The following is a 16,123-nucleotide window of genomic DNA, read 5'->3' as shown; positions in this document are numbered from 1 at the left end:
CTGAACCACCATGCTGTCGGTAACAAAGTGAGGCAGCACCACCTTTGCGTCTGCTCCGGCGGCACACAAGGCCACGGCAGCAGCTGCCGCAATGCGTCTGAAATTGCTTGTTTTCATAGGTTAAAACATTTTGTCCTTATCATCTTCGCGGTCATGGCACGGGCCACGGCGCCGGCTTTCAGCGCCGGTGCCGGCACACATGCCGTTGCCGTAACAATCCTGGTCTGTCCGTTTTTTTATAGTGCTCAGCCGTTGCCCTGCTTCTCCCTACACTGCTTCTCAAAGTCCTTCGGGCTTATGCCAAACTGCTTGAAGAACAGCTTGCTGAAATACGACGGCGACGATATGCCCACCATATAGCAGATGTCGCCTATGAGGTGCTTGCCCTCCTGTATGAGTTCGGCGGCCTTCTTCAGCTTGATGAGCCTGATAAGCTCAACGGGCGACATGTTGAACACCGACTTTATCTTGCGCAGCAGGCTCGAGTGGCTCATGCACAGGATGTCGGCCATGCACTCCACGTTGAAGTTGTCTTCGCCCACGTTGTCCTCTATAATCTTTATGACCTTGTTCATAAACTCCTCGTCGGCCTTCGTCATGTGCATGTTGTCCATGTTGAAGAAGGGCTTTTTGGAGAACGACTCGCGCTCGCGCCGCCTGTTGTCGAGCAGCGAACGTATGAGCTGGCGGAAGAACTTCACCGAGAAGGGCTTCTCTATATATGCCTCGGCGCCGAGCTGCAGGCCTTTTATCTTGCTCTCGAGGTCGTTCTTGGCGGTGATGAACACTATTGGTATGTGCGACAGGTTGATGTCTGCCTTGACCGCCTTGCACAGGCTGAAGCCGTCCATCTCGGGCATCATCACGTCTGACACTATCAGGTCGATGTGGCTTCCGGCCAGCTTCTCGAGAGCCTCCTTGCCGTTGCGCGCCGTCTCTATCGTGAACGACATGTTGGCCTGCTCGGCCAGAAACTCGCGCATGTTGTCGTTGTCCTCAACTATCAGCACGGTGTATCCGCCTGTGTTCTCCTTTGCCTGGTTGGTTTCTTCCTCGAGCAGATAGTCAGACGTGTCAACGGTCAGCTTGTTGTTGTGCTTTATGCCCTCCTTGTTCTGCGGCAGTATGGCCACAAAGGTGTTGCCGTCGCTGCCGTCGTCGGCCAGCTCAAGACTTCCGCCCAGCAGCGATGCGAGCGAAAGCGAAAGCGGAAGGCCTATGCCCACGCCGTTCTCGCCGCTGTTCGACTTGTCTATCTGGTAGAAGCGCTTGAAGATGAGCTTCTTCTCGCTGTCTGATATCTTGTCGCCGTCGCTCGTAACCTTTATTATGAAGTTGCTGTCGTCTGTAGTGAGCGACACCTTCACCCTGCGGCGGGCATACTTCAGGGCGTTGTTAAGCAGGTTGCTCAGAATCTTGATGACTGCCTCCCTGTCGGTAGAAACTATCACGGGCTCGTCGGCCACGTTTCTTATCAGCTCCTTGTCCTTCAGCGTCATGGCAGGCTCAAAGCGGTCAATGGTCTCGTTCACCAGCGCGCTTATGTCTACGTTCTCATATTTGAACGTAAGCCTGTTGGAGTCGATCTTCTGGAAGTCGAGCAGCTGGCCCGTAAGGTTGAGCAGCCGCTTGGTGTTCTGCCGCGTAACTTTCAGATAGTGCTGCACGCGGCTGTTGTTTATCCCTATCTCCTCTATGGCCTCGAGCGGCGCGTCGATCAGCGTCAGCGGCGTGCGTATCTCGTGGGCCACTTCGGTAAAGAAATTCACCTTGTTCTGATACAGCTCCTTCTCCTTGTTCACGGCAAAGAGGTGCTGGCGCTCGCGCAGCTGCTTCTCCTTGTGGTTGCGGTAGAGCACAAACCACAGCATAACTCCGGCCACGATAAGTATAATGTATGCCAGATAGGCCCATTTAGAACTGTACCATGGCGGAGTTATCACTATCTCAAGACTTTTGGTTATGGTCTGTCCGTGTGTGTCAACCTTTACACACAGGTTGTATGTGCCCGGAGGCAGGTTGGCAAACGATATCTGGTTGCCCGACATGCTTATCCATTCTGAGTTGACGGGCTCGAGCTTGTAGCTGTACATACTGCCGCTGGTAACACCGAAGCTAGGCGACACCACCCTCAGCGAGAATGTTGCCATGTCGTAAGGCAGGGTGAGGCGTCTGGTGAACATGATGTTCTCCTTCAGCGGCGAGTTCTTTGTGTCTACGGTAACTTGCTCGTTAAGTATCCTCAGCTGAGTGAAATACAGCGACGACTGCATGGTCTGGTTGTCTTCCTTGTCGGGGTTGAAGGCTATTATTCCGCCTATGCTTCCAAAGTAGAACAGACCGTCGTTGGCCTTGATGGCCGAGTTGTAGTTAAACTGGTTGTTGGGCAGTCCGTCTTTCACGGTGAACACTCTCACGGCCCTTGTGTCGGGATTAAACTTCACGAGGCCCTTGTTGGTGCCGAACCACAGGTTGCCGTTGTTGTCCTCAAGTATGTTGTACGCCACGTCGTCGGGCAGTCCCTCCTCTATTCCGAACGACGTGAAGTTGTCTTCTTTCTTGTTATAGCGGCTTATTCCGCCGCGGTCGGTAGACACCCACACGTTGCCGCGGCTGTCTTCCATAAACGAGCTTATGCTGTTGGAGCGCAGCCCGCTGCGCGATGTCTCGCCCGACACGTATCTCTTGTATTTGCCCGTAGACGGCGTGTATCTCCATACGCCGTTGCCCATGGTGCCTATCCATACGGTGCCGTCGTGAGCCTCAAAGAGATTGAATATCCAGTCGTAGCCGGTTTCGTTGACGTGCCTGAAATCTTTCTGTCCGGCATCGCGGCGGTAGAGCGCATAGCCAAGGCCCACCCACTCGTTGCCGCGGCTGTCCTTGAGATATGAATACACGCTGTTGTCCTTCTCCTTGATGTTAAGCACGGTTGACACCCTGCCGCTGCCGTCGACACGCAGCAGTCCGCCGCGCGAGAATCCGGCATAGACGCTGCCGTTGAATGCTGTAAGCAGCAGCACCGTCTTCTGTGCTGCCGTTATGTCACTGATTGCAGATATTATGTTAGTTGACGGATTGAGCGAGAACAGTCCCCTGTCCTCCGTTCCTATCCATATGCGGTTGTCGGCGCTCTGCGTAAGTCCGTTGACCACCCTTCCGGTAAGCCCCGACCACAGGCCGAACACCTTAAAGTAAAACTTGTTTCTTGATGTGTAGTTCACTCCGCCGAAAGACGTGCCTATCCACACGTCGCCGCTCCTGCTCTCGTAGAGACAGTAGATTATGTCGTCAGACAGGCTGAACTTGTTGAGCGGATCTTCGTGCAGCACGGTCTCAGTGTTGTCATATTTGTTGAGGATATACAGTCCGTGCTGTGTTCCTATCCATATTTCGTCTTCAAAGCACTGCATGCAGCGCATGTATATCTTGCCTTCTGCCGAGAAGTTTATTTTAGAGAATGTGTTATGCACAGGATTGTATCGAAACAGATAGCCGTTGGTAGACGCAAAGATGAGCGAGCCGTCGGTGTCTTCAACCACGGTGGTGAACATCACGCCCTCCATGTCCTGTCCGTCGGCGGCCACCACCCTTACAAACCTTCTGGCACGCTTGTCAAACTTGTATATTCCGGCGCTTGCCGTGGTTACCCACACGTCGCCGTTGTCGTCGACACAGATGTTAGACGGGAACTTTTCTTTCAGGTTGTCCTTTATCGGCGTTACTGAATAATAGTCGACGCTCTGTCCATGATAATGAAACACGCCGAGGTCGGGCAGAAGCACCCACACGTTGCCCTTGCCGTCGCCGTCGATGGTCTGCACCCAGTTGTCGGGATACTTGCCGTTGCGCCTGTCCTTGCGGTCAAGAAAGCTGAACGTGTCGGTCTTCGGGTTGTAAAGATACACACCGCGGTCTGTTCCCACCCACATCATCTTGCGTTCGTCTTCATACAGGGCCGCAATGTTGTTGTTGCCCTGTTTCTTTTTGTGGTCAAAGCAGTTAAGCCTGCGCATGTCGAGGCCGTCGTAGCGGTGCAGTCCGTTCTTCGTGCCGAGCCATATAAATCCGTAACTGTCTTCGGCCACACACTTTACGTTGCTCGACGACAGCCCGAAGGTGTTGTCAATGCGCTTGAACGAATAGTTGCCCGTGGCATAAGCCGGACATGCCGCCAGCAGGGCTGACGCAAGCACGGCCATGATAAGGGCTGCTATGGTTTGAGGGGCTTTAACTGTACTTTGCTTCATGATCTATTTGTTTGTTTCTGATAATACTTCTGCCGCCGGGCGGCAAGTGTGTTTCTGATGTCAGCCTTACGGCTTGTGCCGTACTGCTGCTTTATGCCGTGTCAGCCGTACTGATGCCGGCCATAAGCATGATGTTATTTTACGAGAATCTTCTTTGCCACCGGGCAGCCAGACTCGAGCACTATCCTTGCCACATACACTCCGGCCTTGGCGTCAAAGGCTACGGCAGCGCTGCCTGCGGCTGACTTGAATGTGTCGTTCAGCAGCAATGCTCCCGACATGTCATAGACTGCAACAGATGATATGGCTTCGGGAGCCTCCATTGTAAGGCTCCCGTTGCTATAGTTGATTTTAACATTCTGTGAATTTCCTTCGGTTACACCGGCAATGCCTGTGCCGCCGCTGTTCTTGTCGATGCGGTACATTCTTACGTCGCACTGCGGAACGGCAACGTTGAATCCGTTACCTGTAACCTCAACCGTCTGATCTGTCCAGAGCTCCTTTATGCCCTTAACGTTGTCCTTTGATATGCCGAGGCGCTCAAAGTCGGCAGTCTTGGTGTACTGTGCTGACTTGTCGTAATTGAACACTACATAATAGAGAGCGTCTTCGGTGTCGAGCACAAACTCCTGGTCAACTCCGTAAGTGTACTTGTCGTAACGGCTGAACATCGTGGCGAGTCTGCCGTCTACTGGGCGGAAAGAGCGTCCGATGTGTGCCACGGCGTTGATGTCGGCATTAGTGGCAATCTTCATTGCCAGGTCACGCTCCGACTGCTTGCCGGGATAAGAGCCTGCCAGACTGTAGTTGTCGCCGAGCAGCACCGTGCCCGTCATGGCTCCGCAGGTGTATCTTATGCGTGCGGCTCCTTCGCTCTCAGCTCTCGAGAGAACGAGGTGGTCGGGGTCGTTGTAAGGATAAACGCGGTCGAGCCACCAGCCCAGCTCAATGCTGTTGAGCGTGTACATACTGTTGTCGAGCTCGCCCCAGCTGTCGCATGATATACGGCGTGCATGTCCCTTGGCAGGGAACACGGGCGCGATAGACAGGTCGACAAACATGCCGTCGGCCATCTCCAGAATCTTGTCCATGCCGTAAGTGTAGGCCTGCATACCCGTTGTTATGCCCGGCTCATAGAACTTGTCGGCCTCGAGGGTTCCGTTGTTGATGAAGTCGAGCTTGATATACTCGAAGCCAAGGTCCTTGAACTTCTTGAATCTCTCTCTATTATACTCGAGCGTACCGGGGTGAGTCGGGTCGAGAGCTATTGAGGCAATCTTTCTGAGCTGTCCGTTGGCCCTGATGGCTATGTCGGCCCATGTGTAAGGACTGCCTTCGTAAGGTCTGTACATGGCAGCCTGCGACTCGTTGCCCCAGTAAGAGAACGGTGTGTGATATATTCCGGGGTGCTGTCCGTTCTGCTTGCAGTGCTGCACGAAGCTTCTGAGCTGGTCGTCGCTGAGGTTGTCCCAGAAAGAGTCGAGCACGATGTAGCACTCGCCGTTCTCGTTGTGGAAGTTGTTAGGCTCGAGCTGCTGCTTGAAGAAGTCAGACACGTTGACTGCTCCCTCATAGTTTACGTGCTCTGCCATTCCGCCCCAGCTCTGCCATGCAAAGATGGTGCCCTTGTCCCACTTCAGTTTCGGGCAGAGCTTCTCGGTAGCCTCGCCCAGCTCCTCAAGACCTTTGCGCCAGTCGGCATAATATCCGAAGAAATACTTAGGCGAGCGCACTCTCTGTCCTGATATAGAGCCGTGCTTGCTGAGCGACGGGCGTCCTTCCCACACGTCGTTGGTGCGGCTGCTCACCACTCCGGCAGCCACCGTAAGGTTGCGCAGGCGGTTCTGTCCGTTAGGCGTAACGGTTATTCCGCTCTTCCAGTTGTCGTGTTCTATTGATCCCACTACGAGTCCCTGGCGGCTGAGCACGTCGTACATGGCCGACACCTCGCACGATGTGTTAGGCTGACCTATGCTCCAGGGCTGTGCCGAGTAGCCCACCCAGTTGTCGTTGTCGTGAGGCATGTCGTACACCACGTTCTCTCCGCCCGAGGGGAGGAAGGTCGTTGACGTGGTGCTCACCATCGGAGCAATGTAGTTGGTCTTTGTCGTTCCGCCCGTTGCCACGATGGCAGCCTCTACGAGCAGATAGTTCTTGCCCGGATAGATGTATATCGACTGCTCTATGTTATCCTTTCCGGCCAGGCCCGAATAGGTGTATGTATACTTTGTTCCGCTGCCGAACACATCGCTTACAGCCTCTGACGTGAGCGACACGCTGGGATAGTCTTTCGACAGGAGCTTCTCCTCGGCTGCGTTGTGCACCTCAACGTAGGCTCCCTTTATCAGCTGCTTGCCGTTCTGCTCGTAAGTGAGCGTCTTGGCCGACTCGTCGAATGTTATGTTCCATGCGCCGTCTGTAATATTGTGCTGTGCCGACATCCACGCAGGACATGCCAGCATAACGGCCATTGATATCACTTTTCCTATTTTCATATTATTATTTATTTTTATTGAAGACAACGCCTGCCGCACAGGCTCTGTAACTGATGCCAGCCTTGCCGCGGCATGTCTTTATGATTACTTTACAACTATTAAACTGCCAGGGGCCTATTTTGTTGCATAACGGGTGCTTATTATTCTGCACCCTGCCCGGCTGTCTGTCTTACTTCCGGAATGAGAGTTCGGCCGGAGATTCTTGACGCCCTTTAAGTGGAAAACCTCCGGCGTCACTCATTCAGAAACAAACTTTAATTAATAATCTTAGAAAAACAATACTATCTGATGATGAACTTTCTCACCACTGCTGCTCCGTCCTTGCCTTCAGCCCTGACGATGTAGGCTCCGGCTTTAAGACCTGTCTGTACGGCCTGTCCGGCAGCAACCTTTGTGCCAAGCAGCACGTTGCCTGCCATGTCGGCCACAGTCAGCGTTGCGTCTGCGCTCACTGTTATGGCGTTGCCGCTGCACATTATGCTGATGCCTGCGGCTCCGTCAGTTACAGTGTCTATGCCCGATGTGGGGTCATACTTGGCAAATGGTCCTGCCATCTTGCCTCCGTCTATTGCCTGCACGCCCCACTCCGCTATCTTATCTGCGCTGATGTTGAGCGTATAGCTGCGCGATGTCAGCGCGGCATTTACGTCGCCCAGTCTGAGAGCGCCCGTTGCGGGGTCGGCCGGAATGACCGTAACAAGGCTTCCGTCGGTCAGCTTGACATACACGTTGTAGCGCAGCGCCTCGGCAGGAGTCTTGCTGTCAGCGGCGGCGTCCCATGTCAGCGTAACCTTTCCGCCGTCAGCCTTCATGGCGAGGTTGGCAGGTGCTGTGGGAGCCTCGTTGACGTTGCGCGAGCAAAGTCCGTTATACACGTGCATGTGGGGCGCTCCGTCGTTGTTGTATCCCATTATTGCTATGTTTGGGAAACCGTTCTTGTTAATATCGTATGCAGCCACAGCCACGCCTCCGCGTGCCTTGCAGAGCAGGTCGTCATATTGTGTGAAGGCCAGTCCGCCCTCGTTGATTGCCACCACTGCCCTGCTCTCGTTGCTTGTCTCGCCCGAGTAGATGATGTCTATCATGCCGTCGCCGTTTACGTCGGCCCAGTCGCATCCGCTCTTGTGTGCTCCTGTGAGCGATGCGTCGATCTTGCTGAATGTCTCGTCGCCGTTGTTTCTGTAGATATATGCCACGCTTGCCCACGACTCTGTGCCGCTCTGTCCCGTAACGAAGAGGTCGAGGCGGCCGTCGCCGTCAACGTCGACAAACATTATCTGGCCTTTCTCTGTTCCGGCAAAGGCGTCAGAAGTAACACGCGTGAAGGTGCCTTCGCCGTTGTTCTTGTTGATTGTTATGCAGTCGTTGCCCACGGCGTCGCTCCATCCGCTCACGGCCAGGTCGGGGCATCCGTCGTTGTTGAAGTCGCCCACGGCCATTGTTCCGTTGCGCTGCGCGAAGAGTCCCGAGTCGGCAACCTTTGCGAAGGTGCCGTCGCCGCCGTTGTTCTTATACATCACCGGATTGCCGTCGGCATCCATCACCACGAGGTCCTGATAGCCGTCCATGTCGAAGTCGGCAATGGCCGTCAGTCCCATATACCAGCACTCCGACGTTCCGTTGTCGTCGCTGATGTTGAGGTTGCTCTCGAGCGCGAAGTTCTCCACCTTGGCAAAGGTGCCGTCGCCGTTGTTTCTGTAAAGTTCGTAGCCGTAGTTGCAGAGCAGATAGTCAACGTGGCCGTCGTTGTTGAAGTCGAATGCGCTCAGCGTGCTCTCATAGGGCATGCTTGCGGGCAGCTTGACAGAGCTGTCAAGGTTGCCGCTGTTGTCGGTGGTTATCAGCACCACGTCTGGATTCCATCCGTTGTTAAGGTCGCGGCCCTTCACGATGAGGTCCATGTTGCCGTCGCCGTTGACGTCGGCATATACCAGGCTTCCGCGGAAATATGCCGTCGACACGCCTCCGGGCAGCGTCATCTCATTGTACTGCGGCTTCTGCGAGGCTGCAAAGGCCGTGCCGGCAGAGGCTATAAGAGCCGAGACGAGGTAAAGTTTTGCTTTCATATCTTTTATATAAATTAAATAGGTTAATAATTACATGCTGTGCCTTTGAATGCCGGCTACGCCGCGCTCAGGGCCGCCTGTGCAGCCCGGGCAAGATGCCTGCCGATTATGTGGCACGCCGGCAACAATATGATTGGCTGTATTTTCATTTTTTTATCCTGAAGACTAAGGCTCCGGCAATGATGCCGATGATGCGTGTAAGACAGGGACTGTGTTTTCCTGTTTTGTTTTTTAAGGCGGGGCATAACCGGGCCTGTGTATGCCTGTAGGTTAAAATTGGTGTATGCTTCAGATATAACAGTTTGCAAGAATATTTTTTATTATCATAAGCACACACGGCCCTGCTATGCCCCGCCTTTATAAGGCAGCGTGGCTGCAGCCTATGGCCAAGGCCGCAGCCCGCTGTGTTGTTTATCTGTAACCCTCGTTCTGGTCGTCCATGGTCATGTCCTCGTTCTGGTTGATCTCTGTCAGAGGTATCGGCCACAGAACGTTGTAAGCCTGGATTGTTCCCGAACGCTTAGCCCACTTGTTGCGCTCTGACACGTAGTCGAGGAAGTGGCCTGTGCGGATGAGGTCGAACTTGCGCCAGCGCTCGCCGAAGAGCTCGCGCACGCGCTCTGTCATTATCTCCTTGCGGAACTCGTCCTGGCTCATGCCCTCGTTCCATGCCTTGTCGGCAGGCAGGCTGTCTTCCCATGCGCGCTTTCTCACGATGTTCACCTGCTTAACGGCCTCGCCCGTCTGTCCCAGTTCGTTGAGACACTCGGCGTAGAGCAGAATGGCGTTGGCAAGGCGCAGGAACGGGATGTTCTTGCCTGAGTTCCACTCGTTGTTGATGCCAAGGCCTGAGTGAGAGTCGGTGCGGAAGTCTTCATACTTCTTTATGTGAGGCAGCAGCTCGTCGTGGTCGTCGCCCAGCTCCTCCCACAGGATGTTGTCGAGCGTAGGTGTCTGTCCGTAGTATGTGAAGTCGTAGCGTATAGACTCTTCCTTGCGTATGTCGCCGTCTTCCCATATTCCTCCGTCCTCAACGTTGCTGTATGCCCACTGTGAAGGCACGGCATGGTCGTAGCCGCTGTAGTAGCATCCGTCGCCGAAGTATGACTGAACGGCACGCGAGCCTATCTGAAACTGCACGCTGTTGCAGTCAGGATAAACGTTGTTGAACTGCCACTCGAGTATCGACTCGCTTGTGTTTGTTATGCTGTAGTCCCACAGGTCATAGTAAGCCACGAGCTTGAAGGGGCCTTTCACAACGGTCTCGAGCGCATCCTTTGCCAGGCTGAAGTCGCGCAGACCTGTCTCCTCGGGTGCTGCCATGTAGGCATATCCCAGCATCATAGAGGCTGCATAGCGTGTGGCGCGTCCAGGGTTGTTGGTCTCGGGGCAATACTGTGCGGCGTTCTTCAGGTCGTTGATGATAAACTGCCATACGTCCTTTAGCGGCTGACGGCCGTAGCCCAGCTCGTCCTGACGGCTCACGTCGATGATAGGAATGCGTCCGTAAAGCATGGCCAGCTCCATCATGAGTCCGCCGCGTATGAAGCTTGCCTCGCCGTAGAGTCCGGCTACCTTCTTGTCTTCGTCAAGATTGAGCTTTCCGAGCGAGTTTACTATCTTGGCAGCCTCGCTCACTGTGGGCCAGCGGTTCTCCCACTGCTCCACCACGTATGACAGCTCAGAGGTGAGCAGGGCGTCATACTTGTCGAGCGATCCGCGGCGTCCGCCGTCTTCCTTGAGTGCCTGGTATGCTCCCGACTGTATCTCGTCGGTTCCTACCATCTGCTCCCAGAGATACCTGTCGGTGAAGAGTCCGCGCCAGTTCTTGTAGAGAGTCTGCACGTTCGACTCTACATAGGCTGTGTCTGAATATATGATGTCTTCCGGAAGCGAGGTCTTCGGTCCTTCATCCAGAAAATCCGAACATGAAGACATGGCAACGGCTGATATTGCCGCCAGGCCCAATGTCATTATTTTATTTTTAATTTTCATGGTTTTTCTATTTTAATGGTGATAGTGTTAGAAACTGAAGTTTAATCCGATTGTGTACGACCTTGTAGGCGGATAGTTGTAGTCGCCAAGTTCCGGGTCGAAGCCCTTATAGTCGGTTATGGTGAAGAGGTTGCTTGCCGTGAAGTAGAGGCGGAGCGACTTCATGTGTATGCGCTTGAGCCAGTTGTCGGGCAGGTTGTATGCCAGGGTGAGCGTAGCCAGGCGCAGGTAAGACGAGTTCTGGATGTAGCGGTCGGTCTCCCATGCGTAGAACTTGTTGTAGCCCACGGTGTTTGTCATCACTCTTGGGAAGTAGGCGTCGGTGTTGCTCTCTGTCCAGTGGTCAGCCAGGTCGGTAGAAGCATAGCTCAGACCTACAGAGCTTACGAGGTTCTCATAGTAAGAGCTGATTCTGTGTCCGCCGAGCGAGTAGGTGAACACGGCGTTGAGCGAGAGTCCCTTCCATGTAAGGTCGGTAGAGAAGCCTCCGTAGATGTCGGGGTCGGTGTCGCCGTAAACGTAGCGGTCGTAAGAGTCGACCACGCCGTCGGGCTTGCCCTCAGGTCCGTCGATGTCGAGCACGAAGAGGTCGCCCAGTCCGATGGTGCGTCCGTTGAAGTCGACGTTCTCCCAGAGCTCGCGGTTGTTCTCGTTGGCAATGCCTCCGCACTTGTATGTGTAGATGTTGCTGAGCGACTCGCCTATGAAGATGTTGCCCGAGCGGTCGGTGCCGTTGAGTATCTCGTCAACGCCTGCATAGAGCTTCGTAACCTTGTTCTGGTCGTGCGACAGGTTGGCGCTGATGTTCCATGTGAAGTCCTTGGTGCGTATAGGTGTTGCGCCGATGGTGAGCTCGAATCCGTTGTTCTCCAGCTCTCCGATGTTCTCCACGGTGTAGGTGTAGCCCGATGTCTTTGGCAGCGAGTGAGACATGAGGAGGTTAGAGTTTCTGATCATGTAGTAGTCGAACGAGATGTTGAGCCTGTTGTCGAAGAATCCGAGGTCGGCTCCTATGTTGGTCTGCTTCTGCTTCTCCCATGTCAGTCCCGGTGTGCCGCGGCGGCCGTCGGTGCCGTAGAAGGCTTCGCCGTTGGATGCCTGCGGATAGTAGAGCGTGAGATACATGTAGTTGCTGATGTCCTGGTTACCCACAACTCCGTAGCCTCCGCGCAGCTTCAGGCGTGACAGATATGACTGCTGCGGGAAGAACTTCTCGTTGGTCATGTCCCATGCGAGCGAGAATGACGGCAGGAAGCCCCATCTGTTGCCTGCTGCAAACTTAGAAGATCCGTCGTAGCGTCCGGTCAAGGTTACGTAGTAGCGGTGGTCGTAGTTATAGTTTACGCGTCCTACGTATGACATGAGCGATGAGTTCTGCAGGTCAGACTCTATCTCGCGGTTCTCTCTGTCGGCTGAGCTGCCCAGCACGTTCCATCCGAGGTCGTTGCTTGCGAAGCGCTTGCCGCCTGCCTTAACCACATTATATATATATCTTGATGCCGATGTTCCGAGGAAGGCGTTCAGGTTGTGCACTCCGTCAATCTGTGTGTCGTAGCTGATGGTGTTGTCCCACTGCCACTGTGTCTCGCCGAAGCGCTGCTGTGTGGCGTAGGCGTCGCCGTTCTTGTGGCGTATAGACTCCTGTATGCCTGTAGGTATAAACTGGTTCCAGCTCTGCTCTGATCTGTTCAGGGCGAATGTAGAGCGTATGTTGAGTCCCTTTATCGGGTTGATGTTCACATAGTTTGCCGATGTGAAGTGATAGCGTGCGCGCTCTGTCTTTATCTCCATAGAGTTGAACGGGTTGAAGTCGTTGTTGTTCTCCTCTGTGTGCACGCGCCAGTAGAGAGTCAGATATTCTTCGTTGTGGCGTGTGGCGTCGTCCATGTAGGGTGTGTAGTCGATGAGCGGGTTCGACTTTTCGAGAGCCTTGTTATATACGTCGCCCGACGGCATGTCGTCGTGCATGTAGGTGTAAGATGTGTTTGTACCTATCTTCAGCCAAGGCTTTATCTGTGTCTCGGCGTTGATACGGCCGTAGTATTTGTCCTGCTTTGTGCCCTTCACGATACCTTCGAGTCCGCTGTATCCGAGGCTTACATATACGTTGCTGTTGTCGCTGCCCTTAGAGAAGCTAACGCTGTGGTTGTGCTCAACGCCAGTCTGCGTAACCTGCTTCAGCCAGTCGTATGTCTTGCCGCTGCGGTAGCCTGCAAACTCCTCGTCGGAGAACACTGTGTTAGAGCCCATGATCACGTTGTCCCAGTAAGCCTGCTTCTCCTCAGCCGTGGCGTTGGGGTTGTTGAAGGCGTATCCGTTGGCAAAGGCCTCGGCGCGCAGCTCGAATGTCTGCTGTGCGTTCATGGTCTCGGGGCGGTGGCCCATGGTAGAGAAGCTCACCCAGCCGTCGTAGCTCACTGTGCCTTCGCCCTTGCGAGCCTTCTTGGTTGTAACCACGATAACACCGTTGGCACCACGCGAACCGTAGAGGGCTGTGGCAGAAGCGTCCTTGAGAACCTCGATAGACTCAACGTCGTTGATGTTGATAGAGTTGAAGAATCCGAACTGGTTGTCCATAACCAGACCGTCTACTACATATATAGGTGACGAGCCCGAGTTGATGGTGTTGGTACCGCGGATCTTTATCGATGAGTCGTCGCTCGGAGTGATACCCTTTGTGATGTTCACGCCGGCAACGCGTCCCTGCAGTGCCTCGTTGATGGTGGTTACGGGCTTCTCGGTCAGCACGTCGGCGTCGACATGCGACACGGCTCCCGTAAGGTCGCTCTTCTTCATGAGCACACCCACTACGACAACGCCGTCGAGTGAGCTTTCTGATGCCTTGAGCACAATCTTCATGCTGCCCGATGCCGGCACCTTCACCTCGCGGGTGTCATATCCGATGTAAGACACAACAAGCGTCTGTCCGCTCTTTGCGTCGACTTTGAAGTTACCGTTGATGTCGGTAGGCATTCCCGTGGATGTGCCTTTCAGCTGCACTGACGCGCCGATGAGCGGCTCAGCGTTTTCATCCACCACTTGTCCTGTCACTGTTGTCTGGGCAAAGACTGCCTGCGTGCAGAACAATGCCAGGAGCATTAATAAAGTAGAAAGTTTCCTTTTCATGTTAATTAGTATTGATTATTAATTATTCTTAATTTTTTCTTTTCTCGGCTCAGCCTCATTATGCCGGCTGACGTCCGCTCTGGGTTAAACTTGGAAATGTTAATGTTTACATGATTTTCTCTGTTTTACTTTTTTACGGTATTAAATGATTCAAGGTTTTTTATTTGTTATTAAATAAATTGTTCAGGCTGCTTTATCGCATTTTTCATTTTCAGCCATTTTGCCACAAATTTTCTGCTGCAAAAATATAATATATAGGGCGACGAAAATGGAGCAAATTTGGCAAAAATTAGCAAAAATGGCTCAAATTGGCCAAAAAGCGGGTGCTGAGGGGCGTTTATTTGCATTTTCAGGTCTGTATGTATAAATAAATTAACAGATTAGGGCCAACAGCCTACGGCTGCAAAAATCATTGACGGCAATGGGGTTCTGGGGCTGCACGGCGACTGGACAGCCACCGCCTCTGTATCATATTTCTTTACAAAAACGTAGGACTGAAATGTGATGAGAATGTCATCATGCACGGGCATTCATATCTCTCTATTTTGCTGAAAACGGCAGCCTGAGGCAGCGGAAAAGGTAAAAAGTCAGGACAAAAATTTTTCTCAATCTGGAAAATCAATTCATAACGGATGTTAATTCGATAGACTCGCAGATGCCAAATATTTAACATACGTTCACCTTACGGTATCTTTCTCTGCCGCAAAATGATGCTTTTCGGGGCGCAAACTGGCTGTTTTTGCGCTGCAGAAGCACCTCTTCTGTGGCTTAAACCTATCGTTTTTGCACCTCAAACGGCACAGTAATGTTTTTTAACAATGGGCACGGCAGACCGCAAAACGGCTTAACGCCCTGCACATCAGGCGGTTAACGCAGAAGTGCATTTTTGTGCAATTTTCAGCATCCAACCGCGGTTTCGCCACGGGCATGGCCATTCTGAGAGCGTCAAACGTAAATCATCGCGGCGCCACGCTGCCCCAATTTTGCCATACATCAACGGCAGTTTTTGGTGAACATTCCGCCGGCTGCTGCGCCATACTGCTGGCGAAAAATGCTGACTGAAAACTACAAGACATCTGAAGGAAAGCAGCACGACGGCAGACTGAAATCTACAGAAATGATGAAGAAGAAAAGCACAACGGTCAACAGAAATCTACAGAAAAGCTGAAGGAGAACAGCACGACGGCAGAAGAAAAACATCTGCCTGCAGAGCAAAGATATATGCGGCATGATGATCTGCCCGGGCAGAGCGGCGACAAACTCCCGACGGAACGGGCATGCACGGCAGACGGACGGCAAGAGGCTGACTGGGGATATAAAAGAAGAGCGGCCTTCCGTCACCGGAAAGCCGCCCCTGTATATTACCCTGAATTGTGATTGCCCGATATTAATTAATAAAACAATTTATGGTAAAACTAAATCATGCAAATCTAAACTCAAACGTCAATAAACATATAATCATATAACATCAAAAGAAACTTTTTCTTATAGCAACCACACGGCCCGAAGGCCCCAACCTCTTTTTCGTTCGCGGCAGGAACATGCCGCTAATATAAAATCACTACACATTATATTTAAGACTAAAGACTTCGTATATCGTCATGTTTAAACAATATAAAATTCATAAAATTATATTATCAGATCAGAAATTTATGGGTTTTTCCTCTCCTTTCTTCAGCCTGATCTTGCCGCTGATGCCCTTCACGCTGAAAGTGCAGTCGGCCGTTGCCTTTATGCGTGCCGACGTCATCTTGCCGTCGCGCCAGCTCATGTCCACCACGAGTCCGCCCTCGGCACACAGTCCGCTGACATGGCCCGTGCTCCACTGGCTTGGCAATGCCGGCAGAAACTCTATGAAGCCGTCGTAGCTCTGCAGCAGCATCTCGCACATTCCGGCAACGCTCGCCTCGGTGGCGTCGAAGCTGAATATGTCGTACTCAGCCATGGCAACTCCTGCCGGCGACACGGTCATGAGGTTCTCGCGGGTGAACTTTCTGAACAGGTTCTGCAGCCATCCGTAGGCAGCCGGCGCGTCTTTCATGCGGGCGTAATAGCAAAGCATGTTGGCCGTGCTCCATTCGGTGTCTTCCCATCCCTTCTGTCCTGTCTGCATCTCGAGGCCCTTGCGCGCCGCTGCCATCAGGTCGGGATTGCGCGTATAGGATATCTGTCCGAAGGGAAAGAGCGGCAG

General features: G+C 53.1%; 6 protein-coding genes. All 6 read right to left on the bottom strand.

Annotated features, from left to right (window positions below; translation table 11 throughout):
• Positions 1–245: 245 nt before the first annotated feature.
• A complete protein-coding gene (locus tag QVO66_RS12580; protein WP_021855846.1) occupies positions 246–4,250 on the bottom strand; it encodes a hybrid sensor histidine kinase/response regulator transcription factor in 4,005 nt (1,334 codons plus the stop codon).
• 134 nt (positions 4,251–4,384) lie between these two features.
• Entirely contained in the window at positions 4,385–6,745 is a 2,361-nt protein-coding gene (locus QVO66_RS12575; RefSeq protein WP_021855845.1) for an alpha-galactosidase, read from the bottom strand.
• A 281-nt stretch (positions 6,746–7,026) separates the two neighbouring features.
• Positions 7,027–8,811, bottom strand: a complete 1,785-nt coding sequence (locus QVO66_RS12570; RefSeq protein WP_021855844.1) for a T9SS type A sorting domain-containing protein — start codon at positions 8,809–8,811, stop codon at positions 7,027–7,029.
• A gap of 411 nt (positions 8,812–9,222) precedes the next feature.
• Positions 9,223–10,806 (bottom strand): RagB/SusD family nutrient uptake outer membrane protein, encoded by a 1,584-nt coding sequence (locus tag QVO66_RS12565; protein ID WP_288172875.1) that lies wholly within the window; start codon positions 10,804–10,806, stop codon positions 9,223–9,225.
• A 27-nt stretch (positions 10,807–10,833) separates the two neighbouring features.
• Positions 10,834–13,932: a SusC/RagA family TonB-linked outer membrane protein gene (locus QVO66_RS12560; RefSeq protein ID WP_021855842.1), complete on the bottom strand. Its 3,099-nt coding sequence runs from the start codon at positions 13,930–13,932 to the stop codon at positions 10,834–10,836.
• Positions 13,933–15,574: 1,642 nt separating this feature from the next.
• Positions 15,575–16,123 (bottom strand): glycoside hydrolase family 95-like protein (locus tag QVO66_RS12555; RefSeq protein WP_369678065.1); only part of this gene is annotated, 549 nt, incomplete at its 5' end.

Source organism: Prevotella sp. CAG:255, assembly GCF_000431195.1.
Lineage (GTDB): Bacteria > Bacteroidota > Bacteroidia > Bacteroidales > Bacteroidaceae > Prevotella > Prevotella rara.
Note: the sequence above shows the minus strand (reverse complement) of the source record. Positions and strands in the feature narration are given on the sequence as shown.

Excerpts from the sequence above, each read along its gene's own strand:
- QVO66_RS12580 (WP_021855846.1), bottom strand. The coding sequence starts at position 4,250 with ATGAAGCAAAGTACAGTTAAAGCCCCTCAAACCATAGCAGCCCTTATC.
- QVO66_RS12560 (WP_021855842.1), bottom strand. The coding sequence starts at position 13,932 with ATGAAAAGGAAACTTTCTACTTTATTAATGCTCCTGGCATTGTTCTGC.
- QVO66_RS12570 (WP_021855844.1), bottom strand. The coding sequence starts at position 8,811 with ATGAAAGCAAAACTTTACCTCGTCTCGGCTCTTATAGCCTCTGCCGGC.
- QVO66_RS12575 (WP_021855845.1), bottom strand. The coding sequence starts at position 6,745 with ATGAAAATAGGAAAAGTGATATCAATGGCCGTTATGCTGGCATGTCCT.
- QVO66_RS12565 (WP_288172875.1), bottom strand. The coding sequence starts at position 10,806 with ATGAAAATTAAAAATAAAATAATGACATTGGGCCTGGCGGCAATATCA.